This is a genomic window from Dickeya dadantii NCPPB 898 (assembly GCF_000406145.1).
Lineage (GTDB): Bacteria > Pseudomonadota > Gammaproteobacteria > Enterobacterales > Enterobacteriaceae > Dickeya > Dickeya dadantii.
In genome coordinates this window covers 2788164-2802387 of record NZ_CM001976.1, presented here as the reverse complement: position 1 = coordinate 2802387, position 14224 = coordinate 2788164, and the positions used below count along the sequence as shown (strand labels likewise).

14 protein-coding genes are annotated in these 14224 nt (G+C 60.3%); 7 read left to right on the top strand and 7 right to left on the bottom strand.

Going from position 1 to position 14224, the window contains the following annotated elements; translation table 11 throughout:
* Positions 1 to 42 precede the first annotated feature (42 nt).
* Positions 43 to 942: a LysR family transcriptional regulator gene (locus DDA898_RS12775; protein ID WP_038912569.1), complete on the top strand. Its 900-nt coding sequence runs from the start codon at positions 43 to 45 to the stop codon at positions 940 to 942.
* A 120-nt stretch (positions 943 to 1062) separates the two neighbouring features.
* On the opposite strand, the gene fabI is transcribed toward DDA898_RS12775, so the two are convergent.
* From fabI to sapA, 6 genes are all read right to left on the bottom strand, one after another.
* On the bottom strand, positions 1063 to 1854 hold the full coding sequence (fabI, locus tag DDA898_RS12770) for an enoyl-ACP reductase FabI (RefSeq protein WP_038911371.1): 792 nt from the start codon (positions 1852 to 1854) through the stop codon (positions 1063 to 1065).
* A 150-nt stretch (positions 1855 to 2004) separates the two neighbouring features.
* Positions 2005 to 2820, bottom strand: a complete 816-nt coding sequence (gene sapF, locus DDA898_RS12765) for a putrescine export ABC transporter ATP-binding protein SapF (protein ID WP_013318298.1) — start codon at positions 2818 to 2820, stop codon at positions 2005 to 2007.
* Positions 2820 to 3812, bottom strand: a complete 993-nt coding sequence (gene sapD, locus DDA898_RS12760; protein ID WP_013318297.1) for a putrescine export ABC transporter ATP-binding protein SapD — start codon at positions 3810 to 3812, stop codon at positions 2820 to 2822. The genes sapF and sapD overlap by 1 nt, the downstream gene beginning before the upstream one ends.
* A 15-nt stretch (positions 3813 to 3827) precedes the next feature.
* Positions 3828 to 4718, bottom strand: coding sequence for a putrescine export ABC transporter permease SapC (sapC, locus tag DDA898_RS12755; RefSeq protein ID WP_038901437.1), 891 nt, complete (start codon positions 4716 to 4718; stop codon positions 3828 to 3830).
* Complete coding sequence (sapB, locus tag DDA898_RS12750; RefSeq protein WP_038901436.1) at positions 4705 to 5670, bottom strand: putrescine export ABC transporter permease SapB; 966 nt, start codon at positions 5668 to 5670, stop codon at positions 4705 to 4707. The genes sapC and sapB overlap by 14 nt, the downstream gene beginning before the upstream one ends.
* Positions 5667 to 7379, bottom strand: a complete 1713-nt coding sequence (gene sapA, locus DDA898_RS12745; protein WP_038912568.1) for an ABC transporter substrate-binding protein SapA — start codon at positions 7377 to 7379, stop codon at positions 5667 to 5669. Before sapA ends, sapB begins: the two co-directional genes overlap by 4 nt.
* 261 nt (positions 7380 to 7640) lie before the next feature.
* Between sapA and zigA the strand changes: the two genes are divergently transcribed.
* A complete protein-coding gene (gene zigA / locus DDA898_RS12740; RefSeq protein ID WP_038911370.1) occupies positions 7641 to 8831 on the top strand; it encodes a zinc metallochaperone GTPase ZigA in 1191 nt (396 codons plus the stop codon).
* 161 nt (positions 8832 to 8992) lie between these two features.
* Here the strand turns inward: zigA and pspF are convergent, their stop codons facing one another.
* Complete coding sequence (gene pspF, locus DDA898_RS12735) at positions 8993 to 9988, bottom strand: phage shock protein operon transcriptional activator (protein ID WP_038911369.1); 996 nt, start codon at positions 9986 to 9988, stop codon at positions 8993 to 8995.
* A 219-nt stretch (positions 9989 to 10207) separates the two neighbouring features.
* On the opposite strand from pspF, the gene pspA reads away from it, so the two are divergent.
* The 5 genes from pspA to DDA898_RS12710 all read left to right on the top strand — a co-directional run bounded on the left by pspA (position 10208) and on the right by DDA898_RS12710 (position 14147).
* Positions 10208 to 10873, top strand: coding sequence for a phage shock protein PspA (pspA, locus tag DDA898_RS12730; RefSeq protein ID WP_013318291.1), 666 nt, complete (start codon positions 10208 to 10210; stop codon positions 10871 to 10873).
* Between the two features lie 63 nt (positions 10874 to 10936).
* Positions 10937 to 11167, top strand: coding sequence for an envelope stress response membrane protein PspB (gene pspB / locus DDA898_RS12725; RefSeq protein ID WP_038901432.1), 231 nt, complete (start codon positions 10937 to 10939; stop codon positions 11165 to 11167).
* Positions 11167 to 11526 carry an envelope stress response membrane protein PspC gene (gene pspC, locus DDA898_RS12720; RefSeq protein ID WP_038911368.1) on the top strand — a complete coding sequence of 120 codons (360 nt, stop codon included), beginning with the start codon at positions 11167 to 11169 and terminating at the stop codon, positions 11524 to 11526. The genes pspB and pspC overlap by 1 nt, the downstream gene beginning before the upstream one ends.
* Before the next feature lie 153 nt (positions 11527 to 11679).
* Positions 11680 to 13095, top strand: a complete 1416-nt coding sequence (locus DDA898_RS12715; protein WP_038911367.1) for a YcjX family GTP-binding protein — start codon at positions 11680 to 11682, stop codon at positions 13093 to 13095.
* Positions 13092 to 14147 carry a YcjF family protein gene (locus DDA898_RS12710; RefSeq protein ID WP_038911366.1) on the top strand — a complete coding sequence of 352 codons (1056 nt, stop codon included), beginning with the start codon at positions 13092 to 13094 and terminating at the stop codon, positions 14145 to 14147. Before DDA898_RS12715 ends, DDA898_RS12710 begins: the two co-directional genes overlap by 4 nt.
* The last annotated feature ends 77 nt before the right edge of the window (positions 14148 to 14224 follow it).

The following is a 14224-nucleotide window of genomic DNA, read 5'->3' as shown; positions in this document are numbered from 1 at the left end:
GGGGATGGTATACTGGCGCGGCCTGCCCTGTTGGAGAAGCTGATGGACATCAAGCAACTTATCTATTTGTGCAATCTGGAAAAAGAGCGCCATTTTGGCCGGGCGGCCGAGGCCAGCTTCGTCAGCCAGCCGACGCTGTCGATGCGGCTGAAGAACCTGGAGCGGGAACTGGGGCTGTCGCTCATCAATCGGGGCAATAATTTTGAAGGCTTCACCGCCGAAGGCGAGCGGGTGCTGGCGTGGGCGCGGGAAATGGTGTCGGTGTATCAGGGGCTGAAACTGGAAGTGGCGTCACTTGCGCGCGGCACCAGTGGGCTGCTGCGTATTGGCGCGGTGCCGCAATGCAGCATGGCGCTGCCAGAATTACTGGCGGCGGTCAGCCGTGCTTACCCGGAGATGGATTATCAGGTATCGCTGTTCAGCGCGGGTCGGTTGCTGGAAGCGCTTACCGCCCACACGGTGGATGTCGGGATCGGTTTTTTCGAGCTGACCACGCTGCGTGAGCTGCATTTTCAGGCGTCGTCGCTGGCGGAGCAGGGCGCATCGCTGCTGTATCATCCGCGCCACTTTCCTGGCCTGCACGGTGACAGTCCGTTGGCGTTGGCCGATCTCGCCACGATTCCGCTGTGTCTGGCGGAACCCAGCCGTTATTTCCGTCGCTATCTGGATAGCCAGTTCCGCGAAGCGGCAATCACGCCGCGGGTACGGGTGGAAAGCGCGTCGGTGCTGCAATTAATGCAAAGCGTATTTGTCGGGCTGGGGTGCGGCATTGTGCCCAATGGCAGCTTGTTGCCGGCGATGACACCGGAGCTGGCCTGGCGACCGCTGGCGCTGACGCCGATGCCGCGTCACGGCGCGGTGGTGATCGCCGAGGCCGGGCGCGCGACTATGCTGGCGCAGCATTTCTTTGAGGCGGCGCAGTACTGGCTGATGGACCGCTAACGGCAGTGGTATTGAGAGTGAAGAAAAGCAGCGAAGGCACAGCAAACAGGCGGGGAGACAGCGGTAACTCACGAAACGAAAATCCTGTACCGGACCGTGGTCCGGTACAGAGCGGCGAGATTAATCGCCCAGTTCCAGTTCGTTCATCGCGGCGATGTTGAAGCCGCCGTCAACGTGCAGAACTTCACCGGAGATACCGGCAGCCAGGTCGGAACACATGAAGGCCGCGGCGTTGCCCACGTCTTCAATGGTGACCACGCGACGGATCGGGGTGACCGCTTCGCAGTGAGACAGCATCTTTTTGAAGTTCTTGATGCCGGACGCCGCCAGTGTGCGGATCGGACCCGCGGAAACGGCATTGACGCGCACGCCGTCGCGGCCCATGGCGTTGGCCATGTAGCGCACGTTGGCTTCCAGCGACGCTTTCGCCAGGCCCATCACGTTGTAGTTCGGAATGGCGCGCTCGGCACCCAGGTAGGACAGAGTTATCAGCGCGGAGTTCGGGTTCAGCATGCTGCGGCAGGCTTTCGCCATCGCCACAAAGCTGTAGGCGCTGATGTCGTGAGCGATGGCAAAACCTTCGCGGGTGACGGCGTTCACGTAGTCGCCGTCCAACTGGTCGCCCGGCGCGTAAGCGATGGAGTGTACGAAGCCGTCGAATTTCGGCCAGACTTTCGCCAGTTCGGCGAACAGCGCGTCAATGCTGGCATCTTCCGCAACATCACACGGCAAAACGATGCTTGAATCGAACTCTTTGGCAAACTCTTCCACACGTGACTTCAGCTTGTCGTTCTGGTAGGTGAACGCCAGTTCTGCACCTTCGCGATGCATAGCCTGTGCGATACCGTATGCGATGGAGCGGTTGCTGGCAACGCCCGTTACCAGAATGCGCTTACCGTTAAGAAAACCCATGGCAATATCCTTGTGATCATTGTTGCTGCGATCATCGTCAATAAAAATAATTATTTACCATGATCGGTGTGAATAAACCGGGCGATTCTAGCACGTATGGCGCCCCGAGGGGTACTCCAACCACTTATCCTGCTGTCTTCGCCCGGCGGGTCAGACGGGGCTACTGTCGCGACGCCAGGCGTCGGCGCTCAGCGCTTCGCCAAAGTGACTGGTGATCAGACGCTTGGTCAGGTCGTGCAGCGGCGAGGCCAGCACATCGGCGGTGCTGCCGCGTTCGACCACTTCACCTGCCTGCATCACCAGAATCTGGTCGCTGATGTGTTTCATCATGCCCAGATGCTGGGTGACATAGATATAGGAGATACCGTGTTTCTCCTGCAGCTCCAGCATCAGGTTGATGATCTGTGAACGCACCGACATATCCAGCGACGCCAGCACTTCATCCGCCACGATCACCTTGGGTTGCAGGATCAACGCCCTCGCCAGCCCGATACGTTGTTTCTGACCGGGCGCCAGCGCGTGCGGGTAATAGGTGGCGTGATCGGCGCGCAGACCGACCTGGCGCAGCGCCAGGTTAATGGCTTTCTCCCGCTCCTGCGGCGTCAGGTCGGTATTGAGCCGAAGCGGTAATTCCAGCAACTGACCGATGCGCTGACGCGGGTTGAGCGAGTTGGCCGAATCCTGAAAGATCATGCGAATACGCTGGCTGCGGTAGTGATAGTCGCCGTATTCCAGCGGATGATCGTCAATCACCAGTTCGCCGGAGGTAGGTGGGATCACGCCGGTCAACATCTTGGCCAGCGTGGATTTGCCCGAACCGTTTTCGCCGATGATCGCCAGCGTTTGCCGCTCCCGCAGCGTAAAACTCACCGATTTTACCGCTTCGACGTGCTGACGCCGGAACCAGCCGGTACGGTAACGGAAGGTTTTGGTGAGGTTACGGGCTTCCAGCAGGGTTTCCACCATCAGGATTCCTCCATGTTGAGCGGGAAGTGGCAGGCGTACCAGTGGGTTTTCACCGGGATGAGCGGCGGCGCCGTCATGCACTCTTTCTGTGAATAGGGGCAACGTGGCCCCAGACGGCAGCCCACCGGCAGGTGCGCCAGCGACGGAATCGCTCCCGGCAGCGCGTTGAGGCGGCTTTTGTGCGGCAGCGAGCAGCCGAAGTCCGGCATGGCGCGGATCAGCGCCTGGGTGTAAGGGTGATGCGGCGCGCTGATCAACTCATCGCTGACCGCGCTTTCCACCGTCTGGCCGCAGTACAACACGTTGATGCGGTCCGCCCATTTGCTCATGGTCTGCAAGTCGTGGCTGATCAGCAGAATGGTGGTGTTGTTGTTCTGATTGAGCCGGGCGAGCAGGCGGAAAATCTGCGCCTGCGTGGTGGCTTCCATCGCGTTGGTCGGTTCGTCGGCGATCAGCAGTCTGGGCTGATTGGCGAGCGCGATGGCGATCATCACCTTCTGGCATTCCCCTTCCGTCAGTTCGTAGGGAAAGCTGCGCATGATGTCTTTGTGATCCTTGATGCCGACGCGGTGCAGCAGTTCGATGGCGCGGCGCTTACGCCAGTTGATGCGTTGCCACCAGCGGCCTTTGTAGGTCCAGCCGGGGATCGATTGCATCAGTTGACGGCCGACGCGGGCGGAAGGGTCCAGACAGGACTGCGGTTCCTGAAAGATCATCGACATGTTGTGCCGCACCAGCTTACGCCGCTGATGGGGCGTGAGTTGCAGCATGTCCACGTCATCGAAACGGAAACGGTCGGCGGTGATGCGCCAGTTTTCCTTGTTAATGCCGCAGATAGCCTTGGCGATCAGGCTCTTGCCGGAGCCGGATTCGCCCACCAGTCCGCGAATTTCTCCCTCGGTGAGGCTGATGCTGACGCGATCCACCGCTTTTACCGGGCCGTCCGGCGTGAGGAATTCAATGGTCAGATTACGAATTTCCAGTAATGCCATGGTGTTGTTCCGTCACTATTCGGTTTGAGCGAGCAGGGCGCGGCGAATGCCGTCCCCCAGCAGGTTGACGATCAGCACGCTGAGCGTGATGGCCGCACCGGGCAGCATCACCGTCCAGGGCGCGGCGTACACCAGTTCCAGCGAATTGCCCAGCAGCACGCCCCATTCGGTGGTAGGCAACTGCGCGCCCAGATTGAGAAAGCCGAGCGCGGCGATATCCAGAATGGCGATGGACAGCGCGCGGGTCACTTCGCTGACCAGCAGCGGCAGGATATTGGGCACCACCGCATACCAGATAATGTAGCGCGTAGACGCGCCGTCCAGCCGGGCGGCGGTCACATACTCTTTTTCCAGTTCGTCGTGCACCGCGGTATAAATCGTGCGCACCATGCGCGGCAGCAGCGCCATCCACACCGCCAGCATGGCGTGCGTCAACTGCGGGCCGATAAAGGCGATCACTACCATCGCCAGCAGCAGCGAAGGAATCGACAGCAGTGGGTCGAGAATGTGGTTTAGTATGGCGGAACGCAGGCCGTGGGTTACTCCGGCCAGCAGGCCGATCAGAATGCCGGCCAGCATAGCGGCCAGCGTGACCAGCAATGCCGAACCAAACGTCGGTGCCGTGCCGCTCAGCAGTCGGCTCAGCAGGTCGCGCCCCAGATCGTCGGTGCCGAGAAAGAACGATACTTCGCCATAGCGCGACCACGAGGGCGGCAGCAGTTGGTAACCGAGAAATTGCTGATCCAGCGCGTAAGGCGCCAGCGTATCGCCGAACAGGCACAGCCCCAGCAGCAACAGAAACCCGTAGAAACCGACCATCGCCATCCGGTCCTGGCGGAACACGTTCCAGGCGTCGCGCCAGCGGCTGGGAAGCTCTTTCTCGCCGTAGATGTTATCGGAGTGCATACCATTCCTTATGTTTCAGCGGGTTTGCCATGGCGCCCCAGATATCGGACAGCACATTAATGGTGATCACCAGCGCGCCGATCACCATCACCCCGGCGGAGATCGCCGCAAAGTCCTGCTGGCGGATGGCGTTGACCAGCCAGCGGCCGATGCCGGGCCAGTTAAAGACCACTTCGGTGATCATCTCCAGCGTCAGCATGGTGGAGAATTGCAAACCCAGTTGCGGAATGATCGGCGGCAGCGCGTTGTGCAGCAGGTGGCGACGAATCACGGTGGAACGCGGCAACCCGCGGATAATCGCCGCCTTGATGTAATTCTGGGTGCCGACATCGGTGGTGCTGATACGCATCAGTCGGATCACTTCGGTGGTGGGGCCGACCGACAGCACCAGCACCGGCAGAATCAGGTGCTGTACGGCGCTGGCGATCATCTCTTCCCGGTAGGGCGAATCGGACAGCCAGGCGTCGATCAGCGCGAAGCCGGTGACCTGCGGCACCGGGTAGAGCAGGTCGAAACGGCCGGACACCGGCAGCCAGCCCAGATGCAGCGAAAAGAATAACGTCATCAGCAGCGCCAGCCAGAACACCGGCAGCGAAAAGCCCAGCAACGCCAGCCCGCTGATCAGTCGATCGGCGGTTTTGTGCTGCAGTACGCCGGTAGTGATGCCAAGCGGAATTCCCACCAGCAGCGACAACGAAAACGCCAGCAGACAGAGTTCAATGGTGGCGGGCAGCACGTCGCGCAACTGTTCGCTAATCGGCTGCCCGTTGGTACTGGAGACGCCGAAATCCCCTTGCAGCAAACTGCTGAAATAAAAGCGGTAGGCGTCGAGCAGCGCCGCGCCGTTGAGCGGCGCATGCGGGGTGTAATACATCAGACTGAAACCGATCAACGACAGCAGAAATAGCGTGACCAGCAACAACAACAGGCGACGAAGCGTAAAGATAATCACGGTTGTTCTCCCTGGATCGGCGCGCTGGAGGACGGGTCTACGGCGGAGCCATCCGGTTTTTCCTCATTCTTCTCTTCACTGCCGTCATCGCGGTAGACGCCGGCGAAAGAGGCGTTGCCGAACGGGCTGAGCACCAGTCCTTTCATGTCGTAGCGATAGGCCTGCATCCGCAGCGACGAGGCCAGCGGCAATACCGGTAACTGCTCGGCCAGAATGTGGTGCGCCACGCGATAGTATTCCATGCGGCGGGAGAGTTGCTGGGAAGAGAGCGCATCCTGTAGCACCTGATCGAAACCGGGGTCGCACCAGTGGGCGTAATTGGTCTGGGAGCGGATGGCGGCGCAGCTCAGCAGCGGCCGGAACACGCTGTCCGGGTCATTGCTGTCGGTAGCCCAGCCCGCCAGCGTCAGGTCGTGATTCATCTCCATCAGGCGCGCTTCCTGAAAACGCCCTTCCACCGGCATGATGGTCACCTTGATCCCCACCTGCGCCAGATCGGCCTGAATCAGTTCGGCGGTTTTCACCGGGCTGGGGTTGTAGGACTGCGAGGCGCTCGGCACCCACAGTTGCAGTTGCAGGTTGGTAATCCCCAGTTCTTTCAATTGCTGGCGCGCTTTCTCCGGATTGTATTCGGTGATCTGTGCTTCGTTGTCGTAGGCCCAGGAGGCGCGCGGCAGGATCGAGGCGGCGGTTTCCGCGGTGCCGTAGTAAATCGACTGCATCAGGCGGTCATTGTTGATCGCCAGCGCGATGGCGTGGCGCACGCGGGAGTCGTCCAGCGGCGGTTTGCGCACGTTGAACGCCAGATAAGCGACGTTCATCCCCGGCCGCAGCGACAGCCGCAGGCGCGGGTCGTTGCGCAGAATGGTCAGTTGGCTGGCGGCCGGGTAGGCCAGCACGTCGCACTCGCCGGTCAACAGTTTGGACAGACGGCCGGTGCCGCCGGAGCCGAGATCGACCACCACCTGTTCCATGCGCGGCTGGCCGCGCCAATAATCATCATTGCGTTTCAGCCGCACATACTGCCCGTAACGGTATTCATCCAGCCGGTAAGGACCGGTGCCTACCGGCTGACGGTCGAGCAGTTCGCGCCGATCTTGTTGGGTCAACTGTTGGGCGTATTCCGCCGACAGGATCGGCGCGTAGTGGGTAGCCAGATGCCACAGAAACGAGGCATCGGGGCTGTGCAGGCGGATCTCGATGCTGTAATCGCCCAGTTTGCGGATGCTCTGTACGTTGTCCGCCAACTGCAAACTATCGAAATAAGGGTAGTCGCCGCCGTTGACGTCGTGGAACGGGTGATTTTTGTCCAGCATGCGCTGGAAGCTAAACAGCACGTCGTCGGCGTTCATTGTGCGGCTGGGGGTAAACCAACTGGTTTGCTGGAACGGCACATCACGGCGCAGGGTGAATCGATAAGTGGAGCCATTGTCGGTGACGTCCCAGTGCTGCGCCAGTTCCGGCATCAGCCGGTAAGTGTACGGATCGACGCCCAGCAGGCGATCATAGAGCTGGGCGGCCAGCGTATCCACCATCAGCCCGCTGCGGGCCATCTGGGGATTAAAGGTGCTGAGCACGTCATTGACGCAATAAACAAAACCGCTGTGGCGGATGGCTTGCGCCGGCGTCGACGTGGCGGGCGGCGTTTGTGCCAGAACCGGCAGCGCCAGCCAGGCCAGCGCCAGTGCGAGAGTGTGTTTTCCGGACATACGGTTTTTTTTCAGGCAATCGGCAATATACAGAGTGTACCGCACTCTGCCATTCCACCCAATTTCTTACGTCTATCTGCCGGTTTTTTCAGCAAACTGATGGGGTTGTCGGCAGGATTCGACAGCTATTTATGCATGACGGCGCCGTGAACATTGTTTATGTTATGTTATAACATATCAATTATGATAGTATGCGTGCCGCGAGCAGCGGTCATGCCGTTTAGGGCCGCAGAACAATCATTTCTGAGCAGGAGCACGCGTATGCAACCTTTACCCGTCACGGTACTGTCCGGCTTTCTCGGTGCCGGCAAGACCACGGTGCTGAATCACATTCTGAATAACCGCCAGGGTCGCCGGGTCGCCGTGATCGTCAATGACATGAGCGAAGTGAATATCGATGCCGATTTGGTCAGCCAGGAGGTAACGCTTGATCACCGTCAGGAAAAACTGGTGTCGATGAGCAACGGCTGTATTTGCTGCACCCTACGGGAAGACTTGCTGGTGGCGGTGCGCGAGCTGGCCCGCGCCGGCCGTTACGATTATCTGCTGATCGAGTCCAGCGGTATTTCCGAACCGTTGCCGGTGGCGGAGACGTTTACCTTTGAAGACGAGCAGGGGCAAAGCCTGTCGGATTTCGCCCGGCTGGATACCATGGTGACGGTGGTGGATGGCGCCGCTTTCCTGTCGCAGTATCAGGCGGCGGAAAGTTTACAGTCGGTGGGGCAGAGCCTCGGCGAAGATGATATCCGCAGCGTGACCGACTTGCTGATTGAGCAGATTGAGTTTTGCGATGTTCTGCTGGTGAGCAAAACCGATGAGATGACCGATAGCCAGCGGGATGAAGTGGTGGCGATTCTGCACACCCTGAATCCGTCGGCACGCATTCTGCCGATCGCGCACGGTCAGGTGCCGATGGACGAGGTGCTCAATACCGGGCGTTTCAATATGCAAACCGCGGCCATGGCGCCGGGCTGGCTGCAGGAATTACGCGGCACCCATACGCCGGAAACCGAACATTACGGCATCGGCAACTTTGTATATCAGGCGCGGCGGCCGTTTCATCCGCAGCGTTTCCATGACTTCCTGAGCAAGGATGAATGGGGGCCGGGCCGCCTGCTGCGTTCCAAAGGGTTCTTCTGGCTGGCGACCCGTCCGTTTCAGGCCGGCTCCTGGCATCAGGCCGGGGGCATTCTGCGCTACGGACTGGCGGGCATGTTCTGGAAGGCGATTCCGCCGGAGCGCTGGCCTCAAGATGAAGAAACGCGGGCAGCTATCAGGAATAAGTGGCAGGAGCCGTTTGGCGATATGCGTCAGGAGATTGTGTTTATCGGTCAGCATCTGGATCAGGCGTGGATCGCCACGCAGCTGGATAACTGCCTGCTAACGGATGATGAATTGCTGGATGGCGTGGACAGCTGGCTGGAATTAGATGATCCGTTTGAGCCGTGGTGACCGCTGCGGCGTTGTGCTGATGCCTGTCCGGCGCGCACGTCCATTGCCAACTGGCGCGGTGGTCATCGCGCGCCGAGAGACGCTGTCATACGCCTCGATGGGCGCATTGGGATTGGCAAAATGTTGTGCGCTGGTGGTGTGCGGCAAAGAGCATTGCCATGTCATTCATTGTCATTGATGGCGTGTTTCTTTAACAGGCCGCGAAACTGGTGGTAAGTCACCCCTAAGAGTTCGGCCGCCTTGCGCTGGTTGAAGCGAGCCTGCGTCAGCGCCTGCTGCACCAGTTGCTGTTCCTGAACATGCTGCCAGTCGCGCAGGTCCAGCGGCAGCGTCGGGAGCGACGCCTGTGCGGCGGCGGTTGCCTTCTCGGGCGTGAACGCGGCCAGCGGCTTGAACGGATTGAGGATAATGCGATCTACTGGATCGCGGCTATCGCCGTGCCGGTACAGCGAACGTTCCACCACATTTTTCAGCTCGCGGATGTTGCCCGGCCAGGCGTAATCCAGCAGCGTGCGCTCCGCCTGCGGGCTGAATCCGGGGAACAGCGGCAGCCCAAGTTCCCGACACATCTGCACCGCGAAATGCTGCGCCAGCAACATGATGTCCTGCTGGCGCTGACGCAGCGGCGGCAGGTGAACCACGTCGAACGCCAGCCGGTCCAGCAGGTCGGCGCGAAATTTCCCCTGCGCGGCCAGCTCGGGCAGGTCTTCGTTGGTGGCGCACACCAGCCGCACATCCACCTGTAGCGACTGACCGCCGCCCACACGTTCCAGCACGCCGTATTCGATCACCCGCAACAGCTTCTCCTGAACCAGCATCGGCGCGGTAGCCAGTTCATCCAGAAACAGGGTGCCGCCGTCGGCGCGCTCAAAACGGCCCAGATGCCGCTTTTGCGCGCCGGTGAAGGCGCCGGCTTCATGGCCGAACAGTTCGGAATCCAGCAGATTTTCGTTCAGCGCCGCGCAGTTGAGCGAAATGAACGGCCCCTGCCAGTGCGGCGACAGGTAATGCAGACGGCTGGCAATCAGTTCCTTACCGGTTCCCCGCTCGCCAATCACCAGCACCGGTTTATTGAGCTGCGCCAGTTGCGACACCTGTTCCAGCACTTCCAGAAAACTGTTGGCTTCGCCCAGTAACGACTCTTGCTCGTGCGCCATGACATTACCTTGTATTTTTCACCACTTGTTAGTTAATTTGACCATATCAAAGATAGCGCTGACTGTATATTTAAATGATTAACTCGTTATTTATCATTGTTTTATTTGATTTTTAAAAGCTGGCACGGTATTTGATTATACCACTGTGTCATCAGGCAACGGCTGATGGAGATAATGAACCGGGCGTCGCAGACGCCGGAAATCACTGAGGAGTAGAGTATGGGTATTTTTTCCCGTTTTGCCGACATCGTGAACGCCAATATCAATGCCTTGCTGGATAAGGCCGAGGACCCGCAGAAGCTGGTGCGGCTGATGATTCAGGAAATGGAAGATACACTGGTTGAAGTGCGTTCCACCTCCGCCCGGGCGCTGGCGGAAAAGAAACAGCTGGCCCGCCGCATTGAACAGGCCCGTGGTCAGCAGGACGAATGGCAGGAAAAAGCGGAGCTGGCGCTGCGCCGTGAGCGTGAGGAGCTGGCGCGCGCCGCGCTGGTGGAAAAACAGAAACTGACGGAACTGGTGACGGTGCTGGAGCAGGAAGCGGCGGCGGTGGACGAAACGCTGGAGCGCCTAAAACGGGAAATCGGCGAGCTGGAGAATAAGCTGACCGAAACCCGCGCCCGCCAGCAGGCGCTGACGCTGCGCCATCAGGCCGCCAGTTCATCCCGCGATATTCGTCGCCAGCTCGACAGCGGTAAACTGGATGAGGCGATGGCTCGCTTTGAACAGTTCGAACGTCGTATCGATACGCTGGAGGCGGAAGCGGAAAGCGTGGGGCTGGGCAAACATAAATCGCTGGATCAGCAGTTTGCCGATTTGAAAACCAGCGATGAGATCGATGCGCAACTGGCGGCGCTGAAAGCCAAAGTAAAACCGGCGGAGTAATCGCCACTGGCTGCCGCTGCGGCGGCAGCCCTGCCGCATCGCTATAATAATTAAGGAGAAAAAATGGGTGCTCTGGTACTGACAATGATTCCGCTGACGGTGTTCCTGCTGTTTGTGGCGCCACTGTGGCTGTGGCTGCACTACAGCCAGCGCCGCAATCGTTCGCCGCAATGGGATCCGGCTGAACGGCAGCGGCTGGTCCGGTTAACGGAAGACGCACAGCGTATGCGCGAGCGGATCGACGCGCTGGAACAGATTCTGGATGCAGAGCATCCCAACTGGAGGCAATCCTGATGAACACCCGTTTTGAGCGAAAACTTTATCGTCTGCCGGAAGAAGGCATGATCAAAGGCGTGTGCGCCGGGCTGGCGCGTTATTTTGATGTGCCGGTAAAGCTGGTGCGTATCATCGCCGTGCTGTCGATTTTCTTCGGTCTGTTCCTGATTACCGCTGTGGCCTACATTGTGCTCAGCTTCGTGCTGGACCCGGCGCCGCCGGAGGCGTACCAACCCGCCGATGCTGGTGTCTCGCCGAATGCGTTGCTGGATCAGGCGGATGCGATACTGAGCGCCAGCGAGCAGCGGTTGCGTAGCATTGAGCGCTATATCACATCGGACACGTACGGCCTGCGCAGCAAGTTCCGTCAGCTATAATCACCACGTCTGTCATTACCACGCCAGCCGACGGCTGGCCCACACGCTGCAGCGGGGTTCGACGCTATCGAATCCCGTCTATCATTTTTCGTTTTTTCGCGGCGGTCGCACCATAATGCGGTATCGCCAGGCAAGAAAATGAACAGGAGCGTCATGGCTTATTCCCTTCCTTTCAACCGGTTACAGAACGAATTCAACGCGCTGGTCAATCGCAGCGCCGATCGCCATCTGCGGCTGGCGGTTACCGGTCTGAGCCGCAGCGGTAAAACGGCTTTTATTACCTCACTGGTTAATCAATTACTCAACGCCCAGCACGGTGCGCGGTTGCCGCTGTTTTCGGTGGCGCGTGAAAACCGGCTGCTGGGCGCGCGGCGCATTCCGCAGCGGGATCTGGGTATTCCCCGGTTTGCGTATGACGAAGGCATGGCGTCGCTGTACGGCGTGCCGCCCGCCTGGCCGACGCCGACCCGCGGCGTCAGCGAAATCAGGCTGGCGCTGCGTTACCGTTCCCGCGACAGCTTGCTGCGCCATTTCCGCGACACCGCGACGCTCTATCTGGAAATCGTCGATTATCCCGGCGAGTGGCTGCTGGATTTGCCGTTGCTGGAGCAGAGTTACGCCGACTGGTCGCGGCAGATGTCCGCCATGTTGCAGGGCGACCGGCTGGGCTGGGCGCAGCCCTGGCTGGCGCTGTGCGAGGGGCTGGACCCGCTGGCGCCGGCGGATGAAAACCGGCTGGCGGCGATCGCCCAGGCGTACACCGACTATCTGTTGCGATGCAAACAAGAAGGGCTGCATTTCATTCAACCGGGGCGTTTTGTGTTGCCGGGCGATCTGGCCGGCGCGCCGGTGTTGCAGTTCTTTCCCTGGCCGTGGCCTGACGACCGGCTGGACGCCGCGCTGGCGCAGGCCGGCGATCACACCCTGATCGGTATGCTGCGTCAGCGATTTGATTATTACTGCCAGCATGTGGTGCGCGAATTCTATCGCCAGCACTTTGTGCGCTTCGACCGGCAAATCGTACTGGTGGACTGCCTGCAACCGCTCAACCACGGCGTCCAGTCGTTTAACGACATGCGACTGGCGCTGACCCAACTGATGCAGAGCTTTCACTACGGCAAACGCACCCTGCTGCGACGTCTGTTTTCGCCGTGTATTGATCGACTGATGTTTGCCGCCAGTCAGTCCGACCATATCACCGCCGATCAACACGCCAATTTGGTGTCGTTGCTACAGCAACTGGTGCAGGAAGCCTGGCGTAATGCGGCGTTCGAAGGGATTGAGATCGACTGTGCGGGCATTGCCTCGGTGCAGGCGACGCAAAGCGGCGTGGTGTCGCATCAGGGGCAGTCGTTGCCGGCCTTGCGCGGCAACCGGCTGGCGGACGGCGAGCCGGTCACGGTGTATCCCGGCGATGTGCCGTCGCGGCTGCCGGATCCGTCCTTCTGGCGCGAGCAGGGATTCCACTTTGAACCGTTTCGTCCGCTGGAAATGCAAACGGACGCGCCGTTGCCGCATATCCGTCTGGATACGGTGATGGAGTTTTTACTGGGAGATAAATTGCGATGAATGAACCGTTGAAACCCCGCATCACCTTCGATAATGGGCCGGTGGAACCGGCCGATGCGCCGTTGCGGCCGTCGATCGCCTTTGCCGAGGGCGAGGCGCAGCGCTTTGTTCCGGCAACAACGGCCGACGACGACGAACCGGATGATGGCGAGAGCGCCGAGCAGGTGGTCAGCGACGCGTTACGCCCGCGCCGAAGCCTGTGGCGCAGGATGCTGGAGCTGGGCGTAGCACTGTTCGGTCTTAGCGCGCTGGCACAGGGTGGGCGCTCGCTGTATCAGGCCTGGATCGGTCAGGACTGGATTGCGCTCGGCGGTGTGGCGGCAGGCACTCTGATTGTCGGCGCCGGCGTCGGCGCGCTGGCGGTCGAGTGGCGCCGGTTGTATCGGTTGCGCCAGCGGGCGGAAACCCGTGACCGGGCGCGGGAGTTGCTCAACAGCCACGGCACGGGCAGCGCCCGCGCCTTTTGTGAAAATCTGGCCCGTCAGGCCGGGTTGGATGTCGGGCATCCGGCGCTGCAACGCTGGCAAGCGTCGCTGCACGATACCCACAACGATCGTGAAGTCACCGAGTTATACGCGCATGTGGTGCAACCGGTGCTGGATGCCCGGGCGCGCCGCGAGATCAGCCGCTCCGCCGCCGAGTCGGCGCTGATGATTGCCGTCAGCCCGCTGGCGCTGGTGGACATGGCGTTCATCGCCTGGCGCAATCTGCGGCTGGTCAACCGGATTGCGCGGTTGTACGGCATCGAACTGGGCTACTTCAGCCGTATTCGCCTGTTCCGGCTGGTGCTGTTGAATGTGGCGTTTGCCGGCGCCAGCGAGCTGGTGCGGGAAATCGGCATGGACTGGATGTCGCAGGATTTGGCGGCGCGGCTGTCGGCGCGCGCGGCGCAAGGGCTGGGCGCCGGTCTACTGACCGCGCGGCTGGGTATTCGCGCTATGGAGCTGTGTCGCCCGCTGCCGTGGCTGGATGACAAGCCTCGGTTGGGGGATTTCCGGCGTGAGCTGATTGGCCGGATTCGGGTGAAAACGCCGTCGTCGTCCGGGGAATGACGCCCGGCGCGAGGCATGAAAGCGTCTCCACAGGTTGTGCGTTATGTAACCAGTTATATCACCTGTCGATCGCCATC

What these genes read in the sequence shown, in the direction of transcription:
- DDA898_RS12775 (WP_038912569.1), top strand. Translation starts at nt 43, where the DNA reads ATGGACATCAAGCAACTTATCTATTTGTGCAATCTGGAAAAAGAGCGC.
- fabI (WP_038911371.1), bottom strand. Translation starts at nt 1,854, where the DNA reads ATGGGTTTTCTTAACGGTAAGCGCATTCTGGTAACGGGCGTTGCCAGC.
- sapF (WP_013318298.1), bottom strand. Translation starts at nt 2,820, where the DNA reads ATGGTGGAAACCCTGCTGGAAGCCCGTAACCTCACCAAAACCTTCCGT.
- sapD (WP_013318297.1), bottom strand. Translation starts at nt 3,812, where the DNA reads ATGGCATTACTGGAAATTCGTAATCTGACCATTGAATTCCTCACGCCG.
- sapC (WP_038901437.1), bottom strand. Translation starts at nt 4,718, where the DNA reads ATGCACTCCGATAACATCTACGGCGAGAAAGAGCTTCCCAGCCGCTGG.
- sapA (WP_038912568.1), bottom strand. Translation starts at nt 7,379, where the DNA reads ATGTCCGGAAAACACACTCTCGCACTGGCGCTGGCCTGGCTGGCGCTG.
- zigA (WP_038911370.1), top strand. Translation starts at nt 7,641, where the DNA reads ATGCAACCTTTACCCGTCACGGTACTGTCCGGCTTTCTCGGTGCCGGC.
- pspF (WP_038911369.1), bottom strand. Translation starts at nt 9,988, where the DNA reads ATGGCGCACGAGCAAGAGTCGTTACTGGGCGAAGCCAACAGTTTTCTG.
- pspA (WP_013318291.1), top strand. Translation starts at nt 10,208, where the DNA reads ATGGGTATTTTTTCCCGTTTTGCCGACATCGTGAACGCCAATATCAAT.
- pspB (WP_038901432.1), top strand. Translation starts at nt 10,937, where the DNA reads ATGGGTGCTCTGGTACTGACAATGATTCCGCTGACGGTGTTCCTGCTG.
- pspC (WP_038911368.1), top strand. Translation starts at nt 11,167, where the DNA reads ATGAACACCCGTTTTGAGCGAAAACTTTATCGTCTGCCGGAAGAAGGC.
- DDA898_RS12715 (WP_038911367.1), top strand. Translation starts at nt 11,680, where the DNA reads ATGGCTTATTCCCTTCCTTTCAACCGGTTACAGAACGAATTCAACGCG.
- DDA898_RS12710 (WP_038911366.1), top strand. Translation starts at nt 13,092, where the DNA reads ATGAATGAACCGTTGAAACCCCGCATCACCTTCGATAATGGGCCGGTG.